At 68.2% G+C, this 18,863-nt stretch carries 16 protein-coding genes and 2 pseudogenes; 7 read left to right on the top strand and 11 right to left on the bottom strand.

All coding sequences use genetic code 11. The annotated features are described in order from the left end of the window. Positions 1–31 precede the first annotated feature (31 nt). From OMP44_RS07085 to OMP44_RS07065, 5 genes are read left to right on the top strand one after another with little or no spacing between them, the layout of a single operon-like run. Entirely contained in the window at positions 32–1,264 is a 1,233-nt protein-coding gene (locus OMP44_RS07085) for a thiamine pyrophosphate-dependent enzyme (protein WP_187979062.1), read from the top strand. Positions 1,265–1,268: 4 nt separating this feature from the next. After that, a complete protein-coding gene (locus OMP44_RS07080) occupies positions 1,269–2,327 on the top strand; it encodes an alpha-ketoacid dehydrogenase subunit beta (protein WP_187979061.1) in 1,059 nt (352 codons plus the stop codon). 1 nt (position 2,328) lies between these two features. After that, on the top strand, positions 2,329–3,615 hold the full coding sequence (locus OMP44_RS07075; protein ID WP_280307136.1) for a dihydrolipoamide acetyltransferase family protein: 1,287 nt from the start codon (positions 2,329–2,331) through the stop codon (positions 3,613–3,615). A gap of 2 nt (positions 3,616–3,617) precedes the next feature. Next, positions 3,618–5,000: a dihydrolipoyl dehydrogenase gene (gene lpdA, locus OMP44_RS07070; RefSeq protein ID WP_280307134.1), complete on the top strand. Its 1,383-nt coding sequence runs from the start codon at positions 3,618–3,620 to the stop codon at positions 4,998–5,000. Continuing rightward, positions 4,997–6,016, top strand: a complete 1,020-nt coding sequence (locus tag OMP44_RS07065) for an AraC family transcriptional regulator (protein ID WP_280307132.1) — start codon at positions 4,997–4,999, stop codon at positions 6,014–6,016. Before lpdA ends, OMP44_RS07065 begins: the two co-directional genes overlap by 4 nt. Here the strand turns inward: OMP44_RS07065 and OMP44_RS07060 are convergent. The 9 genes from OMP44_RS07060 to tyrS form a co-directional block, all read right to left on the bottom strand. Then, positions 6,013–6,414, bottom strand: a complete 402-nt coding sequence (locus OMP44_RS07060; RefSeq protein WP_187979057.1) for an ester cyclase — start codon at positions 6,412–6,414, stop codon at positions 6,013–6,015. The genes OMP44_RS07065 and OMP44_RS07060 overlap by 4 nt on opposite strands. A 61-nt stretch (positions 6,415–6,475) precedes the next feature. Next, on the bottom strand, positions 6,476–7,729 hold the full coding sequence (locus OMP44_RS07055) for a metal-dependent hydrolase family protein (protein ID WP_280307130.1): 1,254 nt from the start codon (positions 7,727–7,729) through the stop codon (positions 6,476–6,478). After that, positions 7,726–9,033 (bottom strand): MFS transporter, encoded by a 1,308-nt coding sequence (locus tag OMP44_RS07050; RefSeq protein WP_280307129.1) that lies wholly within the window; start codon positions 9,031–9,033, stop codon positions 7,726–7,728. Before OMP44_RS07050 ends, OMP44_RS07055 begins: the two co-directional genes overlap by 4 nt. A 183-nt stretch (positions 9,034–9,216) precedes the next feature. Further along, positions 9,217–10,119 (bottom strand): LysR substrate-binding domain-containing protein, encoded by a 903-nt coding sequence (locus OMP44_RS07045; protein ID WP_273862857.1) that lies wholly within the window; start codon positions 10,117–10,119, stop codon positions 9,217–9,219. A gap of 65 nt (positions 10,120–10,184) precedes the next feature. Further along, entirely contained in the window at positions 10,185–10,970 is a 786-nt protein-coding gene (locus OMP44_RS07040) for an enoyl-CoA hydratase (protein ID WP_158891100.1), read from the bottom strand. Positions 10,971–10,984: 14 nt separating this feature from the next. Next, the gene (locus OMP44_RS07035) at positions 10,985–12,169 is read right to left on the bottom strand and encodes an acetyl-CoA C-acyltransferase (protein ID WP_280307126.1); all 1,185 of its coding nucleotides are present in this window, start codon (positions 12,167–12,169) and stop codon (positions 10,985–10,987) included. Between the two features lie 10 nt (positions 12,170–12,179). After that, the gene (locus tag OMP44_RS07030; protein ID WP_280307125.1) at positions 12,180–12,947 is read right to left on the bottom strand and encodes an SDR family NAD(P)-dependent oxidoreductase; all 768 of its coding nucleotides are present in this window, start codon (positions 12,945–12,947) and stop codon (positions 12,180–12,182) included. Between the two features lie 98 nt (positions 12,948–13,045). Continuing rightward, positions 13,046–13,723 (bottom strand): SDR family oxidoreductase, encoded by a 678-nt coding sequence (locus tag OMP44_RS07025; protein WP_280307123.1) that lies wholly within the window; start codon positions 13,721–13,723, stop codon positions 13,046–13,048. A gap of 10 nt (positions 13,724–13,733) precedes the next feature. Next, the gene (tyrS, locus tag OMP44_RS07020; protein ID WP_280307122.1) at positions 13,734–14,978 is read right to left on the bottom strand and encodes a tyrosine--tRNA ligase; all 1,245 of its coding nucleotides are present in this window, start codon (positions 14,976–14,978) and stop codon (positions 13,734–13,736) included. A gap of 595 nt (positions 14,979–15,573) precedes the next feature. On the opposite strand from tyrS, the gene OMP44_RS07015 reads away from it, so the two are divergent. Further along, on the top strand, positions 15,574–16,743 hold the full coding sequence (locus OMP44_RS07015; RefSeq protein ID WP_280307121.1) for a sensor histidine kinase: 1,170 nt from the start codon (positions 15,574–15,576) through the stop codon (positions 16,741–16,743). 5 nt (positions 16,744–16,748) lie between these two features. Next, positions 16,749–17,360: a histidine phosphatase family protein gene (locus tag OMP44_RS07010; protein ID WP_280307120.1), complete on the top strand. Its 612-nt coding sequence runs from the start codon at positions 16,749–16,751 to the stop codon at positions 17,358–17,360. Here the strand turns inward: OMP44_RS07010 and OMP44_RS24905 are convergent. Both OMP44_RS24905 and OMP44_RS24900 read right to left on the bottom strand, forming a co-directional pair. Beyond that, positions 17,357–17,794, bottom strand: a pseudogene (locus OMP44_RS24905) (methyl-accepting chemotaxis protein); the annotation flags it as partial. The gene OMP44_RS07010 and the pseudogene OMP44_RS24905 sit on opposite strands and share 4 nt — an antisense overlap. A 105-nt stretch (positions 17,795–17,899) precedes the next feature. After that, positions 17,900–18,670: pseudogene (locus OMP44_RS24900) on the bottom strand (PAS domain-containing protein); the annotation flags it as partial. Positions 18,671–18,863 lie beyond the last annotated feature (193 nt).

The following is an 18,863-nucleotide window of genomic DNA, read 5'->3' as shown; positions in this document are numbered from 1 at the left end:
CCCGCACCCTCATCCAGCTGGAGGGGCGGCCATGAGCGACTACCCTCCCCTGCGCCTGCACGTCCCCGAGCCCAGCGGCCGACCGGGACGTCCCACGGATTTCAGCTACCTGCAACTCTGCCCCGCCGGTCGTGCGGAAAGGCCGCCGGTGGACGTGGCACCGGTGGATACCCGGGAACTGGCCACCCAGCTGATCCGCATCCTCGACGAAGAGGGTCGCGCCGTCGGCCCCTGGGCCAGCGAAGAAGCGCCCGAACTGCTGCTGCAGGGCCTCAGGGCCATGCTCAAGACGCGGCTGTTCGATGCGCGGATGCTCAAGGCCCAGCGGCAGAAGAAGCTCTCCTTCTATATGCAGTGCCTCGGTGAGGAAGCCATTGCCGTCGGCCAGACCCTGGCGCTGCGCCCGGACGACATGCATTTCCCCACCTATCGCCAGCAGGGCATCCTCATCGCCCGCGAGGCGCCGCTGGACGAGATGATCTGCCAACTGTTGTCCAATGCCCGGGATCCGCTCAAGGGCCGCCAGCTGCCGGTGATGTACTCCTACCGCGACCTCGGCTTCTTTTCCATCTCCGGCAACCTGGGCACCCAGTACATCCAGGCGGTGGGCTGGGCCATGGCTTCGGCGATCAAGGGCGATACCCGCATCGCCGCCGGCTGGATCGGCGACGGCGCCACCGCCGAAGGCGACTTCCATGCCGCCCTCACCTTCGCCCACGTCTACCGGGCGCCGGTGATCCTCAACATCGTCAACAACCAGTGGGCCATCTCCACCTTCCAGGCCATCGCCGGCGGCGAGGGCATCACCCTGGCCACCCGTGGCCTCGGCTATGGCATCGCCGCCCTGCGGGTGGATGGCAACGACTTCCTCGCCGTGCTGGCCGCCTCGCGCTGGGCCGCCGAACGTGCCCGGCGCAACCTGGGGCCGACCCTGATCGAATGGGTGACCTACCGCGCCGGTCCCCACTCCACCTCGGACGATCCGTCCAAGTACCGTCCCGCCGATGACTGGACGCACTTCCCCCTGGGCGATCCCATCGACCGGCTCAAGGCGCACCTGATCGGTCGCGGGCTCTGGTCGGACGAACAGCACCAGGCGCTGACCGCCGAGCTGGAAGCCGAGGTGGCGACCGCGCAGAAGGCCGCCGAAGCCCATGGCACCTTTGCCAGCGATCTCGCCCCCAGCGCCGCCGACATGTTCGAGGAGGTCTACCAGGACCTGCCGCCGCACCTGCGCCGCCAACGCCAACAGCTCGGGAAGTGACGCCATGACCGTACAACAGGAAACCGACCTGCCGACCCAGGCCGGCAGCCGCAGCACCCTGACCATGATCCAGGCCATCCGCTCGGCGATGGACGTGATGCTCGAACGCGACGACAACGTGGTGGTGTTCGGCGAGGACGTCGGCTACTTCGGCGGCGTCTTTCGCTGCACAGAGGGCCTGCAGGCCAAGTACGGCGCCTCGCGGGTGTTCGATGCGCCCATCTCGGAGAACGGCATTGCCGGCGCCGCGGTGGGCATGGGCGCCTACGGCCTGCGCCCGGTGGCGGAGATCCAGTTCGCCGACTACGTCTACCCGGCCATCGACCAGATCGTCTCCGAGGCGGCGCGGCTGCGCTATCGCTCGGTCGGCCAGTTCACCTCGCCGCTGGTGTTCCGCATGCCTTGTGGCGGCGGCATCTATGGCGGCCAGACCCACAGCCAGAGTCCTGAGGCCATGTTCACCCAGGTGTGCGGCCTGCGCACGGTGATGCCCTCCAATCCCTACGACGCCAAGGGCCTGCTGATCGCCTCCATCGAGAGCGACGACCCGGTGATCTTTCTCGAACCCAAGCGCCTCTACAACGGCCCCTTCGACGGCCATCATGATCGTCCGGTAACGCCCTGGTCGGGCCACCCGGCCAGCGCAGTGCCGGATGGCTATTACCGGGTCGAGCTGGAACGGGCCGCCGTGGTCCGCCCTGGCAAGCAGGTCACGGTGCTGACCTATGGCACCACCGTCTGGGTCGCCCTGGCGGCCGCCGCCGAGACCGGCATCGATGCCGAGGTGATCGACATCCGCAGCCTCTGGCCGCTGGACCTGCAGACCCTCACCGATTCGGTGAACAAGACCGGTCGCTGCGTGGTGGTCCACGAAGCCACCCGTACCTGCGGCTATGGCGCCGAGCTGGTGTCCCTCATGCAGGAGCACTGCTTCCATCGCCTGGAGGCGCCCATCGAGCGCGTGACCGGCTGGGACACCCCCTATCCGCATGCCCAGGAATGGGACTACTTCCCGGGTCCGTCCCGGGTCGGCGCCGCGCTCAAGCGCGTCATGGAGGTCTGAGATGGGTACCCATGTCATCAAGATGCCCGACATCGGCGAAGGCATCGCCGAGGTGGAACTGGTCAAGTGGTACGTGGCGGTAGGGGATGAAGTCGGCGAAGACCAGACCCTGGCCGACGTCATGACCGACAAGGCCATGGTGGAGATCCCCTCCCCGGTGGTGGGCCGGGTGGTCGCCCTGGGCGGCGAGCCCGGCCAGGTGCTGGCCGTGGGCGCCGAGCTGATCCGCCTGGAGGTGGCCGGTGACGGCAATCTGCGCGAGGCCAGTCGCCCCGTGCCGATGGAAGCCGCGCCGGCGCCAGCACCCAAGGCGGAAGCGCCCAAGCCCGAAGCGGCCCCTGCTCCGCGACGCCTGGAAGCGGAGCTCCCGCGCGACGACGAGCGACCGGCTTCCCGTCCGGCCCCCGGCAGTCCGCCGCTGGCGTCTCCCGCGGTGCGCCAGCACGCCTGGGACCTGGGCATCGAATTGCGCTTCCTCACCGGCAGCGGACAGGGCGGGCGCATCCTGCATGGCGATCTGGAAGCCTATGTGCAGCAACGCGACGCCGGACTGCCACCGGCCACTGGCGGCGGTGGCCTGGCGAAACGCAGCGGCGAGGAGCGCATCCCGCTGATCGGCCTGAGACGCAAGATCGCCGAGAAGATGCAGGCCGCCAAGCGGCATATCCCCCACTTCACCTATGTGGAAGAGGTGGATGTCACCGAGCTGGAAGCCTTGCGCGCCACCCTCAACCAGCGCTGGCAGGGGCGTCGTGCCCATCTCACCCTGCTGCCCTTCCTGGCGCGCGCCCTGGTAGTGGCGGTGCGGGACTTTCCGCAGATGAATGCGCGCTTCGACGAAGACAGCAGTACCGTGACCCGCTATGGCGCCGTGCACCTGGGCATCGCCACCCAGGGCGAACAGGGTCTCGCGGTGCCGGTGGTACGGCACGCCGAGACCCTGGATCTCTGGGGCTGCGCCCAGGAGGTGGCACGGCTGGCCACCGCGGTGCGCGGCGGCAAGGCCGGTCGCGACGAACTGTCAGGCTCGACCCTGACCATCAGCAGCCTCGGTCCGCTGGGAGGAATCGCCTCCACGCCCATCATCAACCATCCCGAGGTGGCCATCATCGGCGTCAATCGCATCGTCGAGCGCCCGGCCTTCCGCAACGGCCTGGTGGTGCCACGCAAGCTGATGAATCTGTCCGCCTCCTTCGACCACCGGCTGATCGATGGCCAGGACGCCGCCAGCTTCATGCAGGCCGTGCGCCAGCTGCTCGAACAACCCGCCACCCTTTTCCTGGAGTAGCCATGGACACCCGACTCCTCATCATCGGCGGCGGCCCCGGCGGTTATGTCGCCGCCTTGCGCGCCGCCCAGCTGGGCATCGCCACCACCCTGGTGGAGGGCGCTGCCCTCGGCGGTACCTGCCTCAACGTCGGCTGCATTCCCTCCAAGGCGATGATCCATGTCGCTGAGGAATATCATCGCGCCAGCGGTCGCGCTGAGCATGGCAGCCTGGGCATCCGCCACGGCCGCCCGGAGCTGGATCTTGGCCAGGCCGTGGCCTGGAAGAACGGCATCGTCGATCGTCTCTCCACCGGCGTCGCCGCGCTGCTCAAGAAGCAGGGCGTGACGGTAATCGAGGGCTGGGCCGAAATCCTCGATGGCAAGACCGTCGAGGTGCAGCGCGCCGGCGGCGAGCGGCTGCGCATCCGCACCGAGCACCTGGTGCTGGCGATGGGCTCCACCTCGGTGGAATTGCCCAGCCTGCCCTTCGGTGGTCCGGTGATATCGGCCACTGAGGCCTTGTCACCCACGGAAATCCCCGACCACCTGGTGGTGGTGGGCGCCGGCTATATCGGTTTGGAACTGGGCATCGCCTATCGCAAGCTGGGCGCCCGGGTCGCGGTGGTGGAAGCCCAGTCGCGTCTGCTGCCCGGCTACGACGCCGAGCTCACGGCGCCCCTACGGCAGCGCCTGGAACGCCTGGGCATCGAGCTGCACTTGGGCTGCACCGTCGCCGGTCTGGCCGCGGACGGCGCGGGTCTGCGGATGACCCGTGGCGACGGTCGGGAAGAGCTTCTGCCGGCCCAGCGCATCCTGGTCGCCGCCGGCCGCCGCCCCCGCACCGAAGGCCTGGAGCGCCTGCCGCTGGACTACGACGGTCGCTACATCCGCGTCGACGACGGCTGTCGTACCAGCATGACCGACGTCTGGGCCATTGGTGATCTTACCGGCGAACCCCTGCTGGCCCATCGCGCCATGGCCCAGGGCGAGGTAGTGGCCGAGCTGATCGCCGGCAAGCGGCGGCGTTTCGCCCCGGTGGCCATCCCGGCGGTCTGCTACACCGATCCGGAGATCGTGGTGGTCGGCCTCACCCCCGAGCAGGCCAAGGCCCAGGGGCTGGAGACCAAGGTCGCCAGCTTCCCCTTAGCCGCCAATGGCCGTGCCCTCACCCTGGAGGCGCCGGAAGGCTTCGTGCGGGTGGTGGCCCGCGCGGACGACCACCGTATCCTCGGCTGGCAGGCCACCGGGCAGCAGGTGGCGGAACTGGCCACGGCCTTTTCCCACAGTCTGGAAATGGGCATGCAGCTGGAAGACGTCGCCGCCACCCTGCATCCCCACCCCACCCTGGGCGAAGCGGTGCAGGAAGCGGCGCTGCGGGCCCTGGGCCGGGCCCTGCATCTGTGACCGGCCTGCCGCGCGACAGCCTGGCGCGGGGCATCCTCGACGAGGCCCTGGCCGGGCTGTGCCGGCGCAGTGGTCTGGCGCCAGACGCCCTGCTAGCCGCCGAAGGCGTCCAGCTAGCCGACCTGCTGCTTGGCCGCGAGCGCCTTTCGGCGCCGCTATTCGGCCAGCTGTGGTATCGCCTGGCGCGGCGTTTCGATGATGAATTCTTCGCTCTCGGTCCGCGCCCGCTGCCGGCGGGCAGCTTTGCCTTTCTCTGCCAGAGCACCCGCCTGCAACCGACCCTCGGCGATGCCCTGCGGCAAAGCCTCGACTTCCTGCGGCTGACCCTCGGCGTCGACCTGCGCCTGCAGCGCAATGGCGAGCAGGTGACCCTGCGGCTGGCCCTGGGCAGTCTGCCGGGCAGCTTCGCCGTCTTCACCCTCTGGCTGATCCTGCACGGCCTGGCCTGCTGGCTGGTGGGCCGTCGCTTGCCGCTGGAGGAAATCCGCCAGACTGCCGAGGAGCCGCCAGCGGAACTGCTGGCCGACTATCGGCAGCGCTTCGGCTCCAAGCTGAGCTTCGCTCGCGGCGAAGACTGCCTGGTGCTAAACGCTGCCGTGCTGGGCCTGCCGATCCGCCGTACTGCCGCGGACGCGCGCCGCTTCATAGCCGCCGCACCGGGCAATCTGCTGGTGCATTATCGCGACGACGCCAGCCTGATCACCCGCATCCGCACCCTGTTGCGTACTTGTGCACCAGAGGACTGGCCGGACGCCGTCAGCCTGGCCGAGGCCCTGGGCCTGGCCCCCGCCACCCTGAGGCGCCAGCTGGCCGCGAGCGGCCAGACCTACCAGGGCCTCAAGGACGAACGCCGGTGCCGGCTAGCCTGTCGCCAGCTGGACCAGGGCGCCTTGCCCCTGGACGAGCTGGCCCTGCGCCTGGGTTTCGCCGACCCCCGTTCCTTCCAGCGCGCCTTTCGCAAGTGGACGGGCCTCAGTCCCCTCGGCTATCGCCAACGCCAGACCCGGGCGGGTTAGCCGTCGGCCAGCTGGGCAGCGATGGCGGCGGTATCGATCACCGAGCGCACCTCGCGGATGCGTCCGTTCTCGAAACGATAGAAGACATGTTCGCTGAAGCGTACGCGCCGTCCGTTCACTGCCAGCCCGAACAGCTCGCCGCGCGGCGTGCAATCGAAATCCAGCTGCGCGGCCAGCCAAGGCGCCTCGACCACCAGCAGATGGACGGTGAAGTGCAGATCGGGAATGGCGGCATGATCGCCTTCAAGCATGGCCTGGTAGCCCGCCAATCCCAGGGGCCGGCCGTTGTGCTCGACGGCGTCGTCGACATAACGGCCAAGCGCCGTCCAGGCCTGGCGGTTGAGGCAGTCGAGGTAGGCCTGGTAGTGGCTGCCGAGTTCGGTTGCGGCAAGGGGCATGACACGTTCTCCATGGGCGTTGACTGCTACAGGGGACCGCGCCAGTCCGGCAAGACTCCCGTTACCCGAGGCGATTCTTCACCAGACGGCCACCTTGCAGGATGACGTCGAGTCTTTCGCCCTGCCCCACCAGACAGGAGATATCAGCCAGCGGATCGCCATCCACGACCAGCAGATCGGCCAGGGCTCCGGTCGCGATACAACCCAGTTCGCCCTCGCGTTCAAGGATGCGTGCCGCGACACTGGTGGCGCTGCGCAAGGCCTCCAGATTGCCCAGCACCTCGGCGCGGATGCGCAGTTCCTGGGTCTGGTATTCGTGCATCTCGCCCAGCAGGTCGGAGCCGTAGCCCATGGGCACGCCCGCCTCGGCGAAGAATTCCAGGGCGCGACGGCCCGCCAGACGGACATCTTCGATCTTGGCCACGGAATCCGCCGGCAGGCCATAGCGCGCGCCGTGCTCGGCGAGCATCTCGTAGGTCACCTGGGTGGGCACGGCGAAGGCGCCCCGCTCGCGCATCAGCTGCGCCGTATCCCGGTCGACCAGATTGCCGTGTTCGATGGTGCGTACCCCGCACGCCACGGCGCGGCGAATGGCGCGGGCGGTATAGGCATGGGCCATCACATAGGTGTTGGCCGCCTCGGCTTCCTCGACGATGGCGCAGATCTCGGCTTCGCTGTACTGGGTATTGGCGATGGGATCAGTAGGTGAGGAAACACCGCCGGAGGCCATGATCTTGATCTGGCTGGCGCCCTGCTGCAGTTCTTCGCGCACCGCCTTGCGCACGTTGTCCACCCCATCCACCACCCGGGCGATGGCACCGGCGCGGAAACAGCAACTGCACGGCTCGTTCAGCAGGAGCTCCCCACGCGCCCGCATGTCCCCGTGGCCGCCGGTCTGCGACAGCGCCTTGCCGGAGGCGAAGATCCGCGGGCCCGGCACCAGTCCCAGGGCAATGGAGCGCGCCAGCGCCCAGTCCGCACCGCCGGCATCGCGGACGGTGGTGAAACCGCGCTCGAGCATCGCGCCCAGGATCGGCAGGGCGCGGTACATGATGATGGCGTTGGGCTGCAGGGCGTTGAAACCCAGGTTGGCACTGGACGCCAGTACATGCACATGGCAATCGATGAGGCCCGGCATCAGGGTGCGGCCGCCCAGATCGATGACGGTGACACCTGCCGGCGGCGCAGCGCTCTGGTCGCGTACGGCGGTAATGCGCTCACCGTCCACCAGGACTTCTTTACCGCTGATCAGGGTGCCGGTGGTCAGATCGAGCAGCTTGCCGTTGCGCAGTAGTAGAGAGGTGTTTTGAGTCATGCGGATTCTCCCGAGGGTTGGCCGCTGGCGCCGTCGCGGAACAGCGCGGCGCCCCCGGCACTGATGGCCGCGGCGAACATGATGTAGAAGGCTGGCGCCAGGTGGCTGTCGGTAGCAGCGATCAGCCAGGTCACGGTAAAGGTGGCGAAGCCGCCGAACAGGGTCACGGCGAAGTTGTAGGCCACCGACAGTCCGGTGGAGAGCACCCGCGTCGGCAACAATTCGCCGAAGGCCGCCAGCAGACCGCCCAGATAGCCGGAGATCAGCAGCCCCAGCACGGCCTGGAACACCAGCAGGGAAGGCAGGCCCGGCCAGCGATTGAGCATCCAGAACAGCGGCCAGGCGGCGCAGAAGATGGCCACGGCCGACCCCAGCAGCCAGGGTCGCTTGCCATGGCGATCTGCCAGGCGCCCTACCAGGGGCGTTGCCACCAGCAGCACCACGCCACCGAGTACACCGGCGGTGAAGCCCAGGCCGCTGGGCAGGCCCAGCACCCGAGTAGAGTAGGACGGCAGGTAGAACAGCACGGAGTAGGTGCAGACCGTCCAGAGCACGACCATGGAAAAGGTAATGGCGGTCTGGCGGGGATAGATGCGCACTACCTCCCGCAGCGGCGACTGGGCACGCTCGACGGAGGCATAGGCAGGGGTTTCGTCGATGCGGCTACGGATGTAGAAACCGACGGGGCCGATCAGGGAGCCGAACAGGAACGGCAGGCGCCAACCCCAGCTCTCAAGTTGCTCCGGGGTCAGCAACGCCGACAGCAGCGCGCCGGCGCCTGCACCCAGGGCGACCGCCACCCCGATGCTGGCCTGGATCCAGCTGGAGTAGTAGGCCTTTTGCCCAGCGGGCGCGTGTTCGGTGAGAAAGGCGGTCGCGCTGCCCATCTCGCCACCCGCGGAAAAGCCTTGCAGCAAGCGCGCGAAGACGATGAGCGCCGGGGCGAACAGCCCCCACTGGGCATAGCCCGGGGTCACGGCGATGATCAGGGTACCGGCGGCCATCAAGAGGATGGTCAGCGACAGCGCCGCCTTGCGACCGCGGCGATCGGAGTAGATGCCGAGCAGGATGCCACCGACCGGCCGCATGAAGAAGCCGACGCCAAAGGTGGCCAGGGCCAGGAGGTAGGAGGTGAGTTCGCTGGCGGTCGGAAAGAACACCTTGGCGATGATCACGGAGAAGAAGCTGTAGACGGTGAAGTCGAACCACTCCAGACCGTTGCCGATCACGGTTGCGACCACCGCCTTGTTGGCCTGGCGGCGGTGGGCGGCGGACGGCTGCGGAAAGGTCGTAGCGCTCTGCATTGTTGGCTCCCTGAATGCAAGTCGCGCAGGAAACTCGGGAGTCCCTGCACCGGCGACGGCAGTTTCGATAAAGGAAACAGGACGAGGATCTCCGCCCTCTGCCGCCGAGCTTAAGGGGCTACCGGGGACGCAGGAAAACGCTGATTGCAGGGGTTTGCATGCGCCTGACGCATGCAAGAGCGATCAGTGCGACGCGCTCAGGCTGTCATTCAGCCAGGTCTCGAAACGGCGCGCCGCCAGGCCCGGCTGGCGATCGCCCGGCCACAGCAGGTAGTACCCCCCCTGCCCCTGCACGCATTCGCTACAGGCTGCCACCAGCGCACCCGACTGCAGGTGGGCATCGATCATGGGGCGCCAACCCAGGACGATACCGTGGCCGGCAATCGCCAGATCGACCAGGATGGGGTACTGACTCACGGTGAGCCGCTGGCGGATCCGCGGGGCGGGATAGCCCAGCCGCGCGAACCATTCCGCCCAGGAGAGCCAGCGCCGCTGACCGTCCTCGATCATCAGCAGGCACCGGTCGAGCAGCTCCGGGGGTGACAGCTGACGCCCGCCCAGGTAGTCCGGCGCGCAATAGGCGCCTACCCACTCGGGAAACAACTGGCGGCCAGCCAACCCTGGGGGCGGCGGCTCACGCAGGAAATAGAGCGCCAGATCGAATTCGGGCTTGAGCAGGGTATCGAGGTTGTCCAGCACCCGCAGGCGCACGTCGATGCCGGGAAAGGCACTGGCGAAGCGGCCGATCAGCGGGCCCAGCCACAGTGCGGCCACGCCCGAGGAACAGGCCAGCACCAGCTGCTGCTCGCCACTGATATCCATGACGTCCGCGGTGGTTTCCGCGAGACCCGCGAGCAGCTGCTGAACCCGCTCGGCATAGCGCTGCCCGGAGACGGTCAGGTGCAGCCGCTTGTGCTCTCGACGAAACAGCGCGCGACCGAGAAAGGCCTCCAGCTGCGCCACCTGACGGCTGATGGCGCTCTGCGTGAGGTTGAGTTCCAGCGCCGCCCGGGTAAAGCTGCCGAGCCTGACCGTTGCCTCGAAGGCAATCAGATTGGTCAGGGGTGGCAAGGGCTCGATACGCATCCGGAGGCTCTGCAACACTGGGCTGAAACGGCCAGTCTAGCGCCTCTGACGGGCGCGGGGCGTGCTCAACGATGCTCGAACTTCGCCGGCCGCTTCTCGACGAAGGCCGCCATGCCTTCCTTCTGGTCGGCGCTGGCGAACAGCGAATGGAAGACCCGGCGCTCGAAGCGGATGCCCTCGGCCAGGCTGGTCTCGAAGGCGCGATTGACGCTTTCCTTGAGCAGCAGGGTCGCCGGCAGCGAACGACTGGCGATGCCGCGGGCGGCTTCCAGGGTGCGCTCCAGCAGCTCGTCGGCGGGAAACACCTGGGCGACCAGCCCGGCACGCTCGGCTTCGGCGGCGTGCAGCTGCCGCCCGGTCAGGCACAGTTCCATGGCCTTGGCCTTGCCCAGGGCGCGGGTCAGCCGCTGGGTACCGCCGATGCCGGGAATCACGCCCAGGGTAATCTCCGGCAGGCCGAAGCGTGCGGTGTCGGCGGCATAGATGAAGTCGCACAGCAGCGCCAGTTCGCAACCACCGCCCAGGGCATAGCCGGCGACGGCGGCGATCAGCGGTTTGCGCCGCTCGGCGATGCGGTCGGCGACGCGGAAGTAGTCGTCCAGGTAGATCTGCGGATAGCCCTGCCCGGCCATTTCCTTGATGTCGGCGCCCGCGGCGAACGCCTTGGCCGAGCCGGTGAGCACCACGCAACCGACCTCGGGATCGGCGTCCAGGCGCGCCAGCATGGCATCCAGCTCATGGAGCAGCTGGGCATTGAGGGCGTTGAGCGCCTTGGGGCGATTGAGGGTGATGAGGGCGACGCGCGCCTCGATCTCCAGCAGCAGGGTCGATTCGGTAGAGGCTTCGCTCATGGTCTTGTCCTTGTCTAGTCGTTGAGTTCCAGCGCCATGGCCGTGGCCTCGCCGCCGCCGATGCAGATGGCCGCCACGCCCCGGCGCAGACCGCGCTGGCGCAGCGCCTGGATCAGGGTGACCAGGATGCGCGCACCGGACGCGCCGATGGGATGGCCCAGGGCACAGGCGCCACCGTGCACGTTCAGGCGTTCCGGGTCCAGCCCCAAGGCATCCTGAGCGGCCAGGGCCACCACGGCGAAGGCTTCGTTGATCTCGAACAGGTCGACGTCGCTCAGCTGCCAGTCGATGCGCGCGAGCAAGGTACGGATGGCGCCGATGGGCGCGGTGGGAAAGTCGCCCGGCGCGCCGGCATGGGCGGCATGGCCACGGATCGTCGCCAGCGGCCTCAGCCCTTCGCGCGCTGCCGTGCTGGCCCGCATCAGCAGCAGCGCTGCGGCGCCATCCGAGATGGAACTGGCGTTGGCCGCGGTGACGGTACCGCCTTCACGAAAGGCCGGCTTGAGGGTGGGAATGCGTGCCGGATCGGCACGGCGGGGTTGCTCATCGGTGTCGATGCTCAGGGTTTCCCTGCGTCCCGCCACCTCCACCGCCACGATCTCGCTGGCGAAGGCACCGCTGGCCTGCGCCTGGCGCGCCCGGGCGAGGGACTGCTGGGCATAGGCATCCTGGCGTTCGCGGCCGATGCCCAGGCGCGCGGCGCAATCCTCGGCGAAGGTGCCCATCAGGCGCCCGGGTTCATAGGCGTCTTCCAGGCCGTCGAGAAACATGCTGTCGATCAGGGCGCCATGGCCGAGGCGGTAGCCGCTGCGGGCCTTTTCCAGCAGATAGGGCGCGCGACTCATGCTCTCCATGCCGCCCGCCACCACCACCTCGCCACTGCCGGCGCGCAGCAGGTCATGGCCGAGGATGGCCGCCTGCATCCCCGAACCGCACATCTTGTTCAGGGTGGTGCAGCGCGTGCTCTGGGCCAGACCGGCGCCAAGCGCCGCCTGGCGAGCGGGTGCCTGGCCGAGGCCGGCGGGCAGCACGCAGCCCAGCAGCACCTCGTCGACCCGTTCCGGCGCCCAGCCCGCCCGTTCCAGTACGGCGCGGACCACGGCGCTACCAAGCTGCGGCGCCGACAGCGCGGCCAGTTCGCCACCCAGGGCCGCCATGGGCGTACGGGCGGCGGCGACGATGACAATGGGGTCGTTCATGACGATTCTCCTAGCGCGGGGCCATGCGCAGCGCGCCGTCGAGGCGGATCACCTCGCCGTTGAGCATGGGATTCTCGATGATGTGGCGGACCAGGGCGGCGAATTCCTCGCCGCGGCCGAGGCGCGGCGGAAAGGGCACATTGGCGGCCAGGGCGTCGCGTACCTCGGGGGTCATGCCGGCCATCATGGGCGTCTCGAAGACGCCCGGCGCTATGGTCATGACCCGGATGCCCTGCCCGGCCAGTTCGCGCGCCGCCGGCAGGGTAAGCGCGGCGACGCCGCCCTTGGACGCGGCATAGGCGGCCTGGCCGATCTGGCCATCGAAGGCGGCGATGGAGGCGGTGTTGATGATCACGCCGCGCTCACCGCCGGCATTGGCCTCACCCTGGGCCATGGCCGCCGCGGCCAGGCGCAGGACATTGAAGCTGCCCACCAGGTTGACGTTGATGATGCGCGCGAAGGCGGCGAGATCGTGGGGGCCATTGCGCCCGAGGATGCGTGCGCCGCCGACGATGCCGGCGCAGTTGATCGCCCCCTGCAGACTGCCCCAGCGGGCCAGCAGGGTATCCAAGGCGGCGCTCAGGGCCTCGGCATCGGTCACGTCCACGGCCAGCGCCAGGGCCTGGTCGCCGAGCCGTTCGGCCTGGGCCTGCACGGCCTCGGCCTGGAGATCCAGCATTGCCACCCGGGCGCCTGCCGCGATCAGCGCCTCGGCGGTGGCGGCGCCCAGGCCGGAACCGGCGCCGGTTACCAGAAAGGTTTGCTCGTCGATGCGCATGGTGGCACTCCCCAGGATGATGGACTCATCTTCGATCCTCGGCCGGGGTCGGACAAGGGCCGGAGCGCTCAGTCGCAGCGAGCGATCCGGCTCCTCGTTCACCAGGGCAGGACCTGCCCCTGGTAGTCGAGAAAGGCGCAGCCAGGCTGGCCGGTCCGCGCCTCGATCGTCGCCACCAGACCGGCGACGCTATCGGCCACCTCGACCGGCGCGCTGGAGCCGCCCAGTTCGGTGCGCACCCAGCCCGGGTGCAGTGCCAGCACGGCGAACGCCGGCTGCTGCCCGGCGACCCAGCTCTGCAGCAGGCTGTTGAGCGCTGCCTTGCTGGCGCCATAAAGCGGCATTTCGGCGGCTCGTGCCAGGCTGACGCTGCCCATCTGCGAACTCAGGCAGGCCGCCACCCCGGCAGCGGCCATCCGCGGTGCCAGGGCCTCCAGCAGCCGCAGCGGCGCCACTGCATTGGTGAGGAACAGCTCGCCCAGCTCCGCGACGCTCGCCCGCTGCCCGTCCTCTTCCATCGGCCCCATGATGCCGGCATTGACGATCAGCCGCTCCAGCGAGCCGTCACCCAGCTCGTCCAGCAGGCGCGTGCCAAGGTCGGGATCGCGCAGATCCCCGGTCACCACCCGCAACCGCCCCTCGACGGCCGCGACCATCGCATCCAACGCCGCATTCGGCGTTCGCACCACCGCCAACACCCGAGCCCCTTGCGTCAGATAGCGCTCCACCAGCCCCAACCCTATGCCCCGCGAGGCACCTATCACCCAGACATTCATAGCCTTCTCCTCAGTCCGTCAACGTGATGCGCAGATGCCGTTTCTTGCCCAGACTCACCCGCCGACCCGCGTCGCTCAGCGCCAGACGGATAGCGGGATCCATCACCGGTTGCTCGTCCAGGCGCAGGCCGCCGCCTTCCGCCAGTCGACGTACCGCACTGCGCGACGGTTGCACTCCCGCCTCGACCAGCAACTCGACCAGGGTGACGCCCGCGTCCAGTTGCCTGCGGCTCACGGCGACCTCCGGCAACTGCCCGGCGCCGTCGCGATCGGCGAATACCTCGGCGGCGGCTGCCTCAGCATCGCGTTGCGCCCGCTCGCCATGGGCCAGCCGGGTCGCCTGATTGGCCAGCACGCTCTTCGCCAGATTGATTTCCGCACCGCCGAGCGCGCCGAGCCGCCGCACCTCGTCCAGCGGCAACTCGGTGAACAGGGCGAGGAAGCGCTCGACGTCGGCATCGTCGCAATTGCGCCAGAATTGCCAGAAGTCGAAGGCCGACAGCCGCTCCTCGTTGAGCCAGACCGCGCCCTGGGCCGACTTGCCCATCTTGCGGCCGTCGCGGGTGGCCAGCAGCGGCATGGTCAGGCCATGGAGCTGGGGACCGCCCTGCCGGCGTGACAGCTCCACGCCGTTGATGATGTTGGCCCACTGGTCGGCACCGCCCAGTTGCAGGGTGCAGCCGTAGCGCCGCGACAGCTCGACGAAGTCGTAGGCCTGCAGCAGGGTGTAGCCGAATTCCTCGAAGGACAGCGAGTGCTCGCGGTCGAGACGATTCCTGATGGCATCGAAGGTCAGCAGCCGGTTGATGGAAAAGTGCCGGCCGACGGCGCCGAGAAAATCCAGGTAGCCCAGGCCGTCGAGCCACTCGGCGTTGTCCACCACCTGGGCGCGGCCGTGGCCATCGCCCACTTCAAGATAGCGGTGAAAAGCCTTGGCGATGCCGGCCATGTTCAGGGCGATCTGGCCGTCGGTCAGCACCGGGCGGCTACTGTCACGAAAGCTGGGATCACCGATGCGGGTGGTGGCGCCGCCGATCAGCAGGAGGATGGGATGGCCGGCGCGCTGCAGCCAGCGCATCAGCATCAGGCCCTGCAGATGGCCGACGTGGAGGCTGTCGGCGGTGGCGTCGAAGCCGAGATAGCCGGTCACCGGTCCACTGGCAAAGGCGCGGGCGAGGCCGTCACGATCGGTGGTCTGGTGCACGAAGCCGCGGGCTTCGAGGGTGGCGAGCAGGTCTTGCTGGGTGCTGTCCATGGGGTCTCCTGTGGCTGGACGGTGCCAGGGAGACCGGGAGAAGTTGCCTTGACCGAGCCGCCCTAGGCGGTTCGGTCATGCGGCGCAGTACCTACCACCCGATATTGATCAGGTAGTAGTAATAGGCGCTGATGGGGCAGAGGAAGGTTCGCATGGGGCATCACGCTACCGGCTTGCCCAGCGGTTGGCAACTGCGAACCGCTCGCACTGCCGCTTCGACCAGATGTCGCACCTCCCCTGGCAGGCGCTGAACGAACGGCGACAGTGGCGTTCCGACACCTGTCCTTTGCCAGCAGTATCGAGACGCAGAGATGAACCTACCCGCTCCACCCCTAGCGATCCCCCGCGCCAACGTGGCGTTTCCAGGTGTACCTGGACAAGGAAAACCCCTTGCGTGAGAGGATCCCACCGATGAAAAGCATCACCCCGGCCAATCTGCTGCTGCTACTGCTTTGCCTCACGGTACTGGCCTACGCGACCGACCTGATCGGCTAGCCTCGGCCTGGAACAACCTCAATGAGGCGTAGCTGATGGTTGCCGTCCGGCGTCTCTTGGCCTAGCGTTCAGGCCGTGTCCGTCAGAGAACTACAGCGTCATGCCCAGCCAACTCTCCAGCACCGTCGAAAGCATCGAGCTGCTGGCGTCCCTGGATTCCGTCGCGGCGCTCCTGCGCGTCGTCTGTGATGTCAGCGGCCTTGGGGTCGCCACCGTCGCCGAGGTCACCGAGCAGCGCTGGATCGCCTGCGCGGTGGAAGATCGCATCGCCTTCGGCCTGCAACCCGGCGCCGAATTGGACCTCGAATCCACCCTCTGCAACCACGTACGCTCCTCCCACGACGCCGTGATCATCAGCGACGTGACCCAGAACCCCACCTACTGTGATCACCCGGCGCCCGGCCTCTATGGCTGGAAGAGCTACCTGTCGGTCCCGGTGTTTCGACCCAACGGCACCTTCTTCGGCACGCTGTGCGCCTTTGATCCCCAACCCGCACCGCTGCTGGAGCAGCGCCCGGTGATCGCTACGCTGGACGGCTTTGCCAGCCTGCTGGGCGAACTCCTCGCCCGCGAAGAACAGCGTCGCGAAGAAAGTCCCGGCCCGCGTGGCGACCTCGATCTCACACCGTTGCGCGAACAGTTGCTGGTGCTGCTGGAGGAGGATCTGCAGCATCCGCTGCAGGCGCTGGCCAAGGACGCGCCCGTGGATGCCTCCCAGGCGCAGCGCTGGCAGACCGAGGCCCGGCGCCTGGCCGAACGCAGCGCTGCGGCCGCCGACTTCGTGCGCGTCCGCCTGGGCCATGGCCTGCCCCTGAAACCGGCCCTGGTGGCAGGCGCCAATGAACGGCTCCTGGACCTGCTCGTCAGGCTGCAGACGCGTTTCCCCGACCATACCCTGGGCAGCGAGTTGCCGGAGCTACCCGCCGCCCTGCGCCTCGACCTGCCGCGCCTGTTGCAGGCGGTGGAGGCGCTGCTGGAGTGGGTCGCATCCCGCAACCCTGCTGGTGGCACCCTGCTGCTGCGCGGCGTGCTCGACGAACGCTGCTACCGCCTCGCCGTGGAAAGCCGCACCGCCGTGGTGGAGCCTGCAACCCTGAACCAGGTGTTCCAGCCGCTGCTGACCCAGGCCGATTCCGAGCAGCCCGCCCGCCTGGACCTGGGCCTCTATCTCGCCCAGGAAATCGCCCGCGGCCATGGCGGCAGTCTGGTCGCGCGCCTGGAAGCCGGCCACCTGAGATTTCTCCTTACCCTGCCCACTGCTCTGGATTGATACCCTTGCCCTTCCCTTCTCCCCTGCTGGTGATCCGTCACGGCGAAACCGACTGGAACGCCAGTGGTCGCCTCCAGGGTCGCCAGGACATACCCCTCAACGCGCGCGGCCGTGCCCAGGCCGAAGCCGTGGGCCTGGCCCTGCGCGACCGCCTCGACGTCTCTCGCTTCGCCTGCCTGAGCAGTCCGCTGCAACGCGCCAGCGCGACGCTCGATCTGATCCTGGCGCAGCTGTCGGGCACGCCAAGAAGCCTGGCCCGCGATGCGCGCCTGGCGGAAAAGGCCTTTGGTGACTGGGAGGGACTGGACATGCCGACCATCGCCCAGCGCTATCCGGAGCAGCACGCCCGACGCGTCGCCGAGCCCTATACCTTCCGGGTACCCGGTGGCGAAAGCTATGCCGATGCCGCCGAGCGGGTGCGCCCGCTGCTGGAAGAACTCCAGGGTCCCACGCTACTGGTGGCCCATGGCGCCCTGATCCGCAGCCTGCTGGTGGCGACCGGTCTAGCCAGCACTGAGGTGGCGACCCGGATGGTCATCCACCAGGGGCGCTGGCTGGAACTCGATGCGACCGGTTATGCGTGGTACAGCGCGCCTGGCTGGGACGAGCAGTCCTAACTCAGCCGCCGGGCGAACTGGCTGACCGCGCCCACCACCTGGCGGGCGCCCTCCTGGATCTCGGTGATGCGCACCCCGGCGTTGCTCGCCAGGTGCAGCCCCTGCTCCGCCTGCTGGCGGCTGGCGGCCATGTTGCTGACCGCGGTCTGCGCCAGTTGCTGATTCTGCTGCACCACCCCGACGATCTCTTCGGTGGCCTTGCTGGTGCGCCCGGCCAGTTGCCGGACCTCGTCCGCCACCACAGCGAAACCCCGGCCCTGTTCGCCCGCCCGGGCGGCTTCGATGGCGGCGTTGAGCGCCAGCAGATTGGTCTGCTCGGCGATACCGCTGATGGTCTTGACGATGGCGCTGATCACCAGCGACTGCTTGCCGAGGTCCTCGATGCCGTTGGCAGCGACCTGGATCTCGTCGGCGATGCGGGTCATCACCGCCACCGTGTCCCGCACCACCGCCGCACCCTGACGGGCGCTTTCGTCGGTGGTCTGGGAGATGTCGAAGGCGACCCGCGCGGCGTCGGCCACCGCCAGCTCCTGCTCCACCTGCTCGGTGATGACGGTGGCGAACTTGATGACCTTGTACAGCTCGCCGCGGGTGTTGAGCACCGGGTTGTAGGAGGCTTCCAGCCAGACCGTGCGGCCATGGCTGTCGATGCGCTTGAAGCGACTGGCCACGTAGTCACCCCGGTTGAGCCGCTCCCAGAAGGCGCGATAGTCGGCCGATTCGGCCTCTTCACGGCTGCAGAACATCCGATGGTGCTTGCCGACGATCTGCGCCAGCGAATAGCCCATGCCCTGCAGGAAGCGCTCGTTGGCGGTGAGCACCTCACCGGACAGATCGAATTCGATCACCGCGGTGGAGCGCAGCAGTGCATTGATGATGCCCGAGTGCTCGGTGGAGACTTCCACCTGCTCGGTCCGGTCGTAGGCATAGCAGCGGATCTGCTTGACCTGGCCCTGGCTGTCACGCACCGGCGTCCAGATCGCATAGAGCCAGGCAACGCCGCCCGTGCCGCGCAGCAGCCGATAGATGCCACTGGCCTGGTGACCTTCGCTGAAGCTTCGCTTCAGATCCCGATAGCAGTCCATGCATTTGATGTAGTCGGGAATGAGGTCGTCGAGTTTCCATCCGGTCAGGCTGCCAGGCGCGTAGCCCAGGCAGAGCGCGAAGTTCTCGTTGAAATCCTCGATCCGGCCCTGGGCGTCCAGCAGCAGATGCAGCGAATCCTGATGGAAGGCCGCGCTGACCTGGCGGTGTTCGGACAGTTCGGCTTCGAGATCGGCGATGCGGCGTTTGAGTGCGGAGTTGAACATGGGATCACCCAGGAAAGTTGTGTCTTCCTCTGGTTCGACGCGCCGCGGAATTTCTTGACAACTCGCTGATGAACGCCTGCACCCGGTTCCGGCAGAGGAGGCGCGGGTGGCGCGCCCCGTCTGGCGACTCCCGGCAAACACCACTCGCTCTAGCCTGCCGGTACCGCTTTGATGAGGGACGCCTGCGGTGGCC

It is taken from the genome of Pseudomonas flavocrustae (genome assembly GCF_029872515.1).
GTDB classification, from domain to species: Bacteria; Pseudomonadota; Gammaproteobacteria; order Pseudomonadales; family Pseudomonadaceae; genus Chryseomonas; species Chryseomonas aestiva.
The sequence above is the reverse complement of the archived record's forward strand: the minus strand, read 5'-3'. Positions and strand labels throughout refer to the sequence as shown.

Coding starts and splice junctions, on each gene's coding strand:
- OMP44_RS07085 (WP_187979062.1), top strand. CDS start 32: ATGAGCGACTACCCTCCCCTGCGCCTGCACGTCCCCGAGCCCAGCGGC.
- OMP44_RS07080 (WP_187979061.1), top strand. CDS start 1,269: ATGACCGTACAACAGGAAACCGACCTGCCGACCCAGGCCGGCAGCCGC.
- OMP44_RS07075 (WP_280307136.1), top strand. CDS start 2,329: ATGGGTACCCATGTCATCAAGATGCCCGACATCGGCGAAGGCATCGCC.
- lpdA (WP_280307134.1), top strand. CDS start 3,618: ATGGACACCCGACTCCTCATCATCGGCGGCGGCCCCGGCGGTTATGTC.
- OMP44_RS07060 (WP_187979057.1), bottom strand. CDS start 6,414: ATGCCCCTTGCCGCAACCGAACTCGGCAGCCACTACCAGGCCTACCTC.
- OMP44_RS07055 (WP_280307130.1), bottom strand. CDS start 7,729: ATGACTCAAAACACCTCTCTACTACTGCGCAACGGCAAGCTGCTCGAT.
- OMP44_RS07050 (WP_280307129.1), bottom strand. CDS start 9,033: ATGCAGAGCGCTACGACCTTTCCGCAGCCGTCCGCCGCCCACCGCCGC.
- OMP44_RS07045 (WP_273862857.1), bottom strand. CDS start 10,119: ATGCGTATCGAGCCCTTGCCACCCCTGACCAATCTGATTGCCTTCGAG.
- OMP44_RS07040 (WP_158891100.1), bottom strand. CDS start 10,970: ATGAGCGAAGCCTCTACCGAATCGACCCTGCTGCTGGAGATCGAGGCG.
- OMP44_RS07035 (WP_280307126.1), bottom strand. CDS start 12,169: ATGAACGACCCCATTGTCATCGTCGCCGCCGCCCGTACGCCCATGGCG.
- OMP44_RS07030 (WP_280307125.1), bottom strand. CDS start 12,947: ATGCGCATCGACGAGCAAACCTTTCTGGTAACCGGCGCCGGTTCCGGC.
- OMP44_RS07025 (WP_280307123.1), bottom strand. CDS start 13,723: ATGAATGTCTGGGTGATAGGTGCCTCGCGGGGCATAGGGTTGGGGCTG.
- tyrS (WP_280307122.1), bottom strand. CDS start 14,978: ATGGACAGCACCCAGCAAGACCTGCTCGCCACCCTCGAAGCCCGCGGC.
- OMP44_RS07015 (WP_280307121.1), top strand. CDS start 15,574: ATGCCCAGCCAACTCTCCAGCACCGTCGAAAGCATCGAGCTGCTGGCG.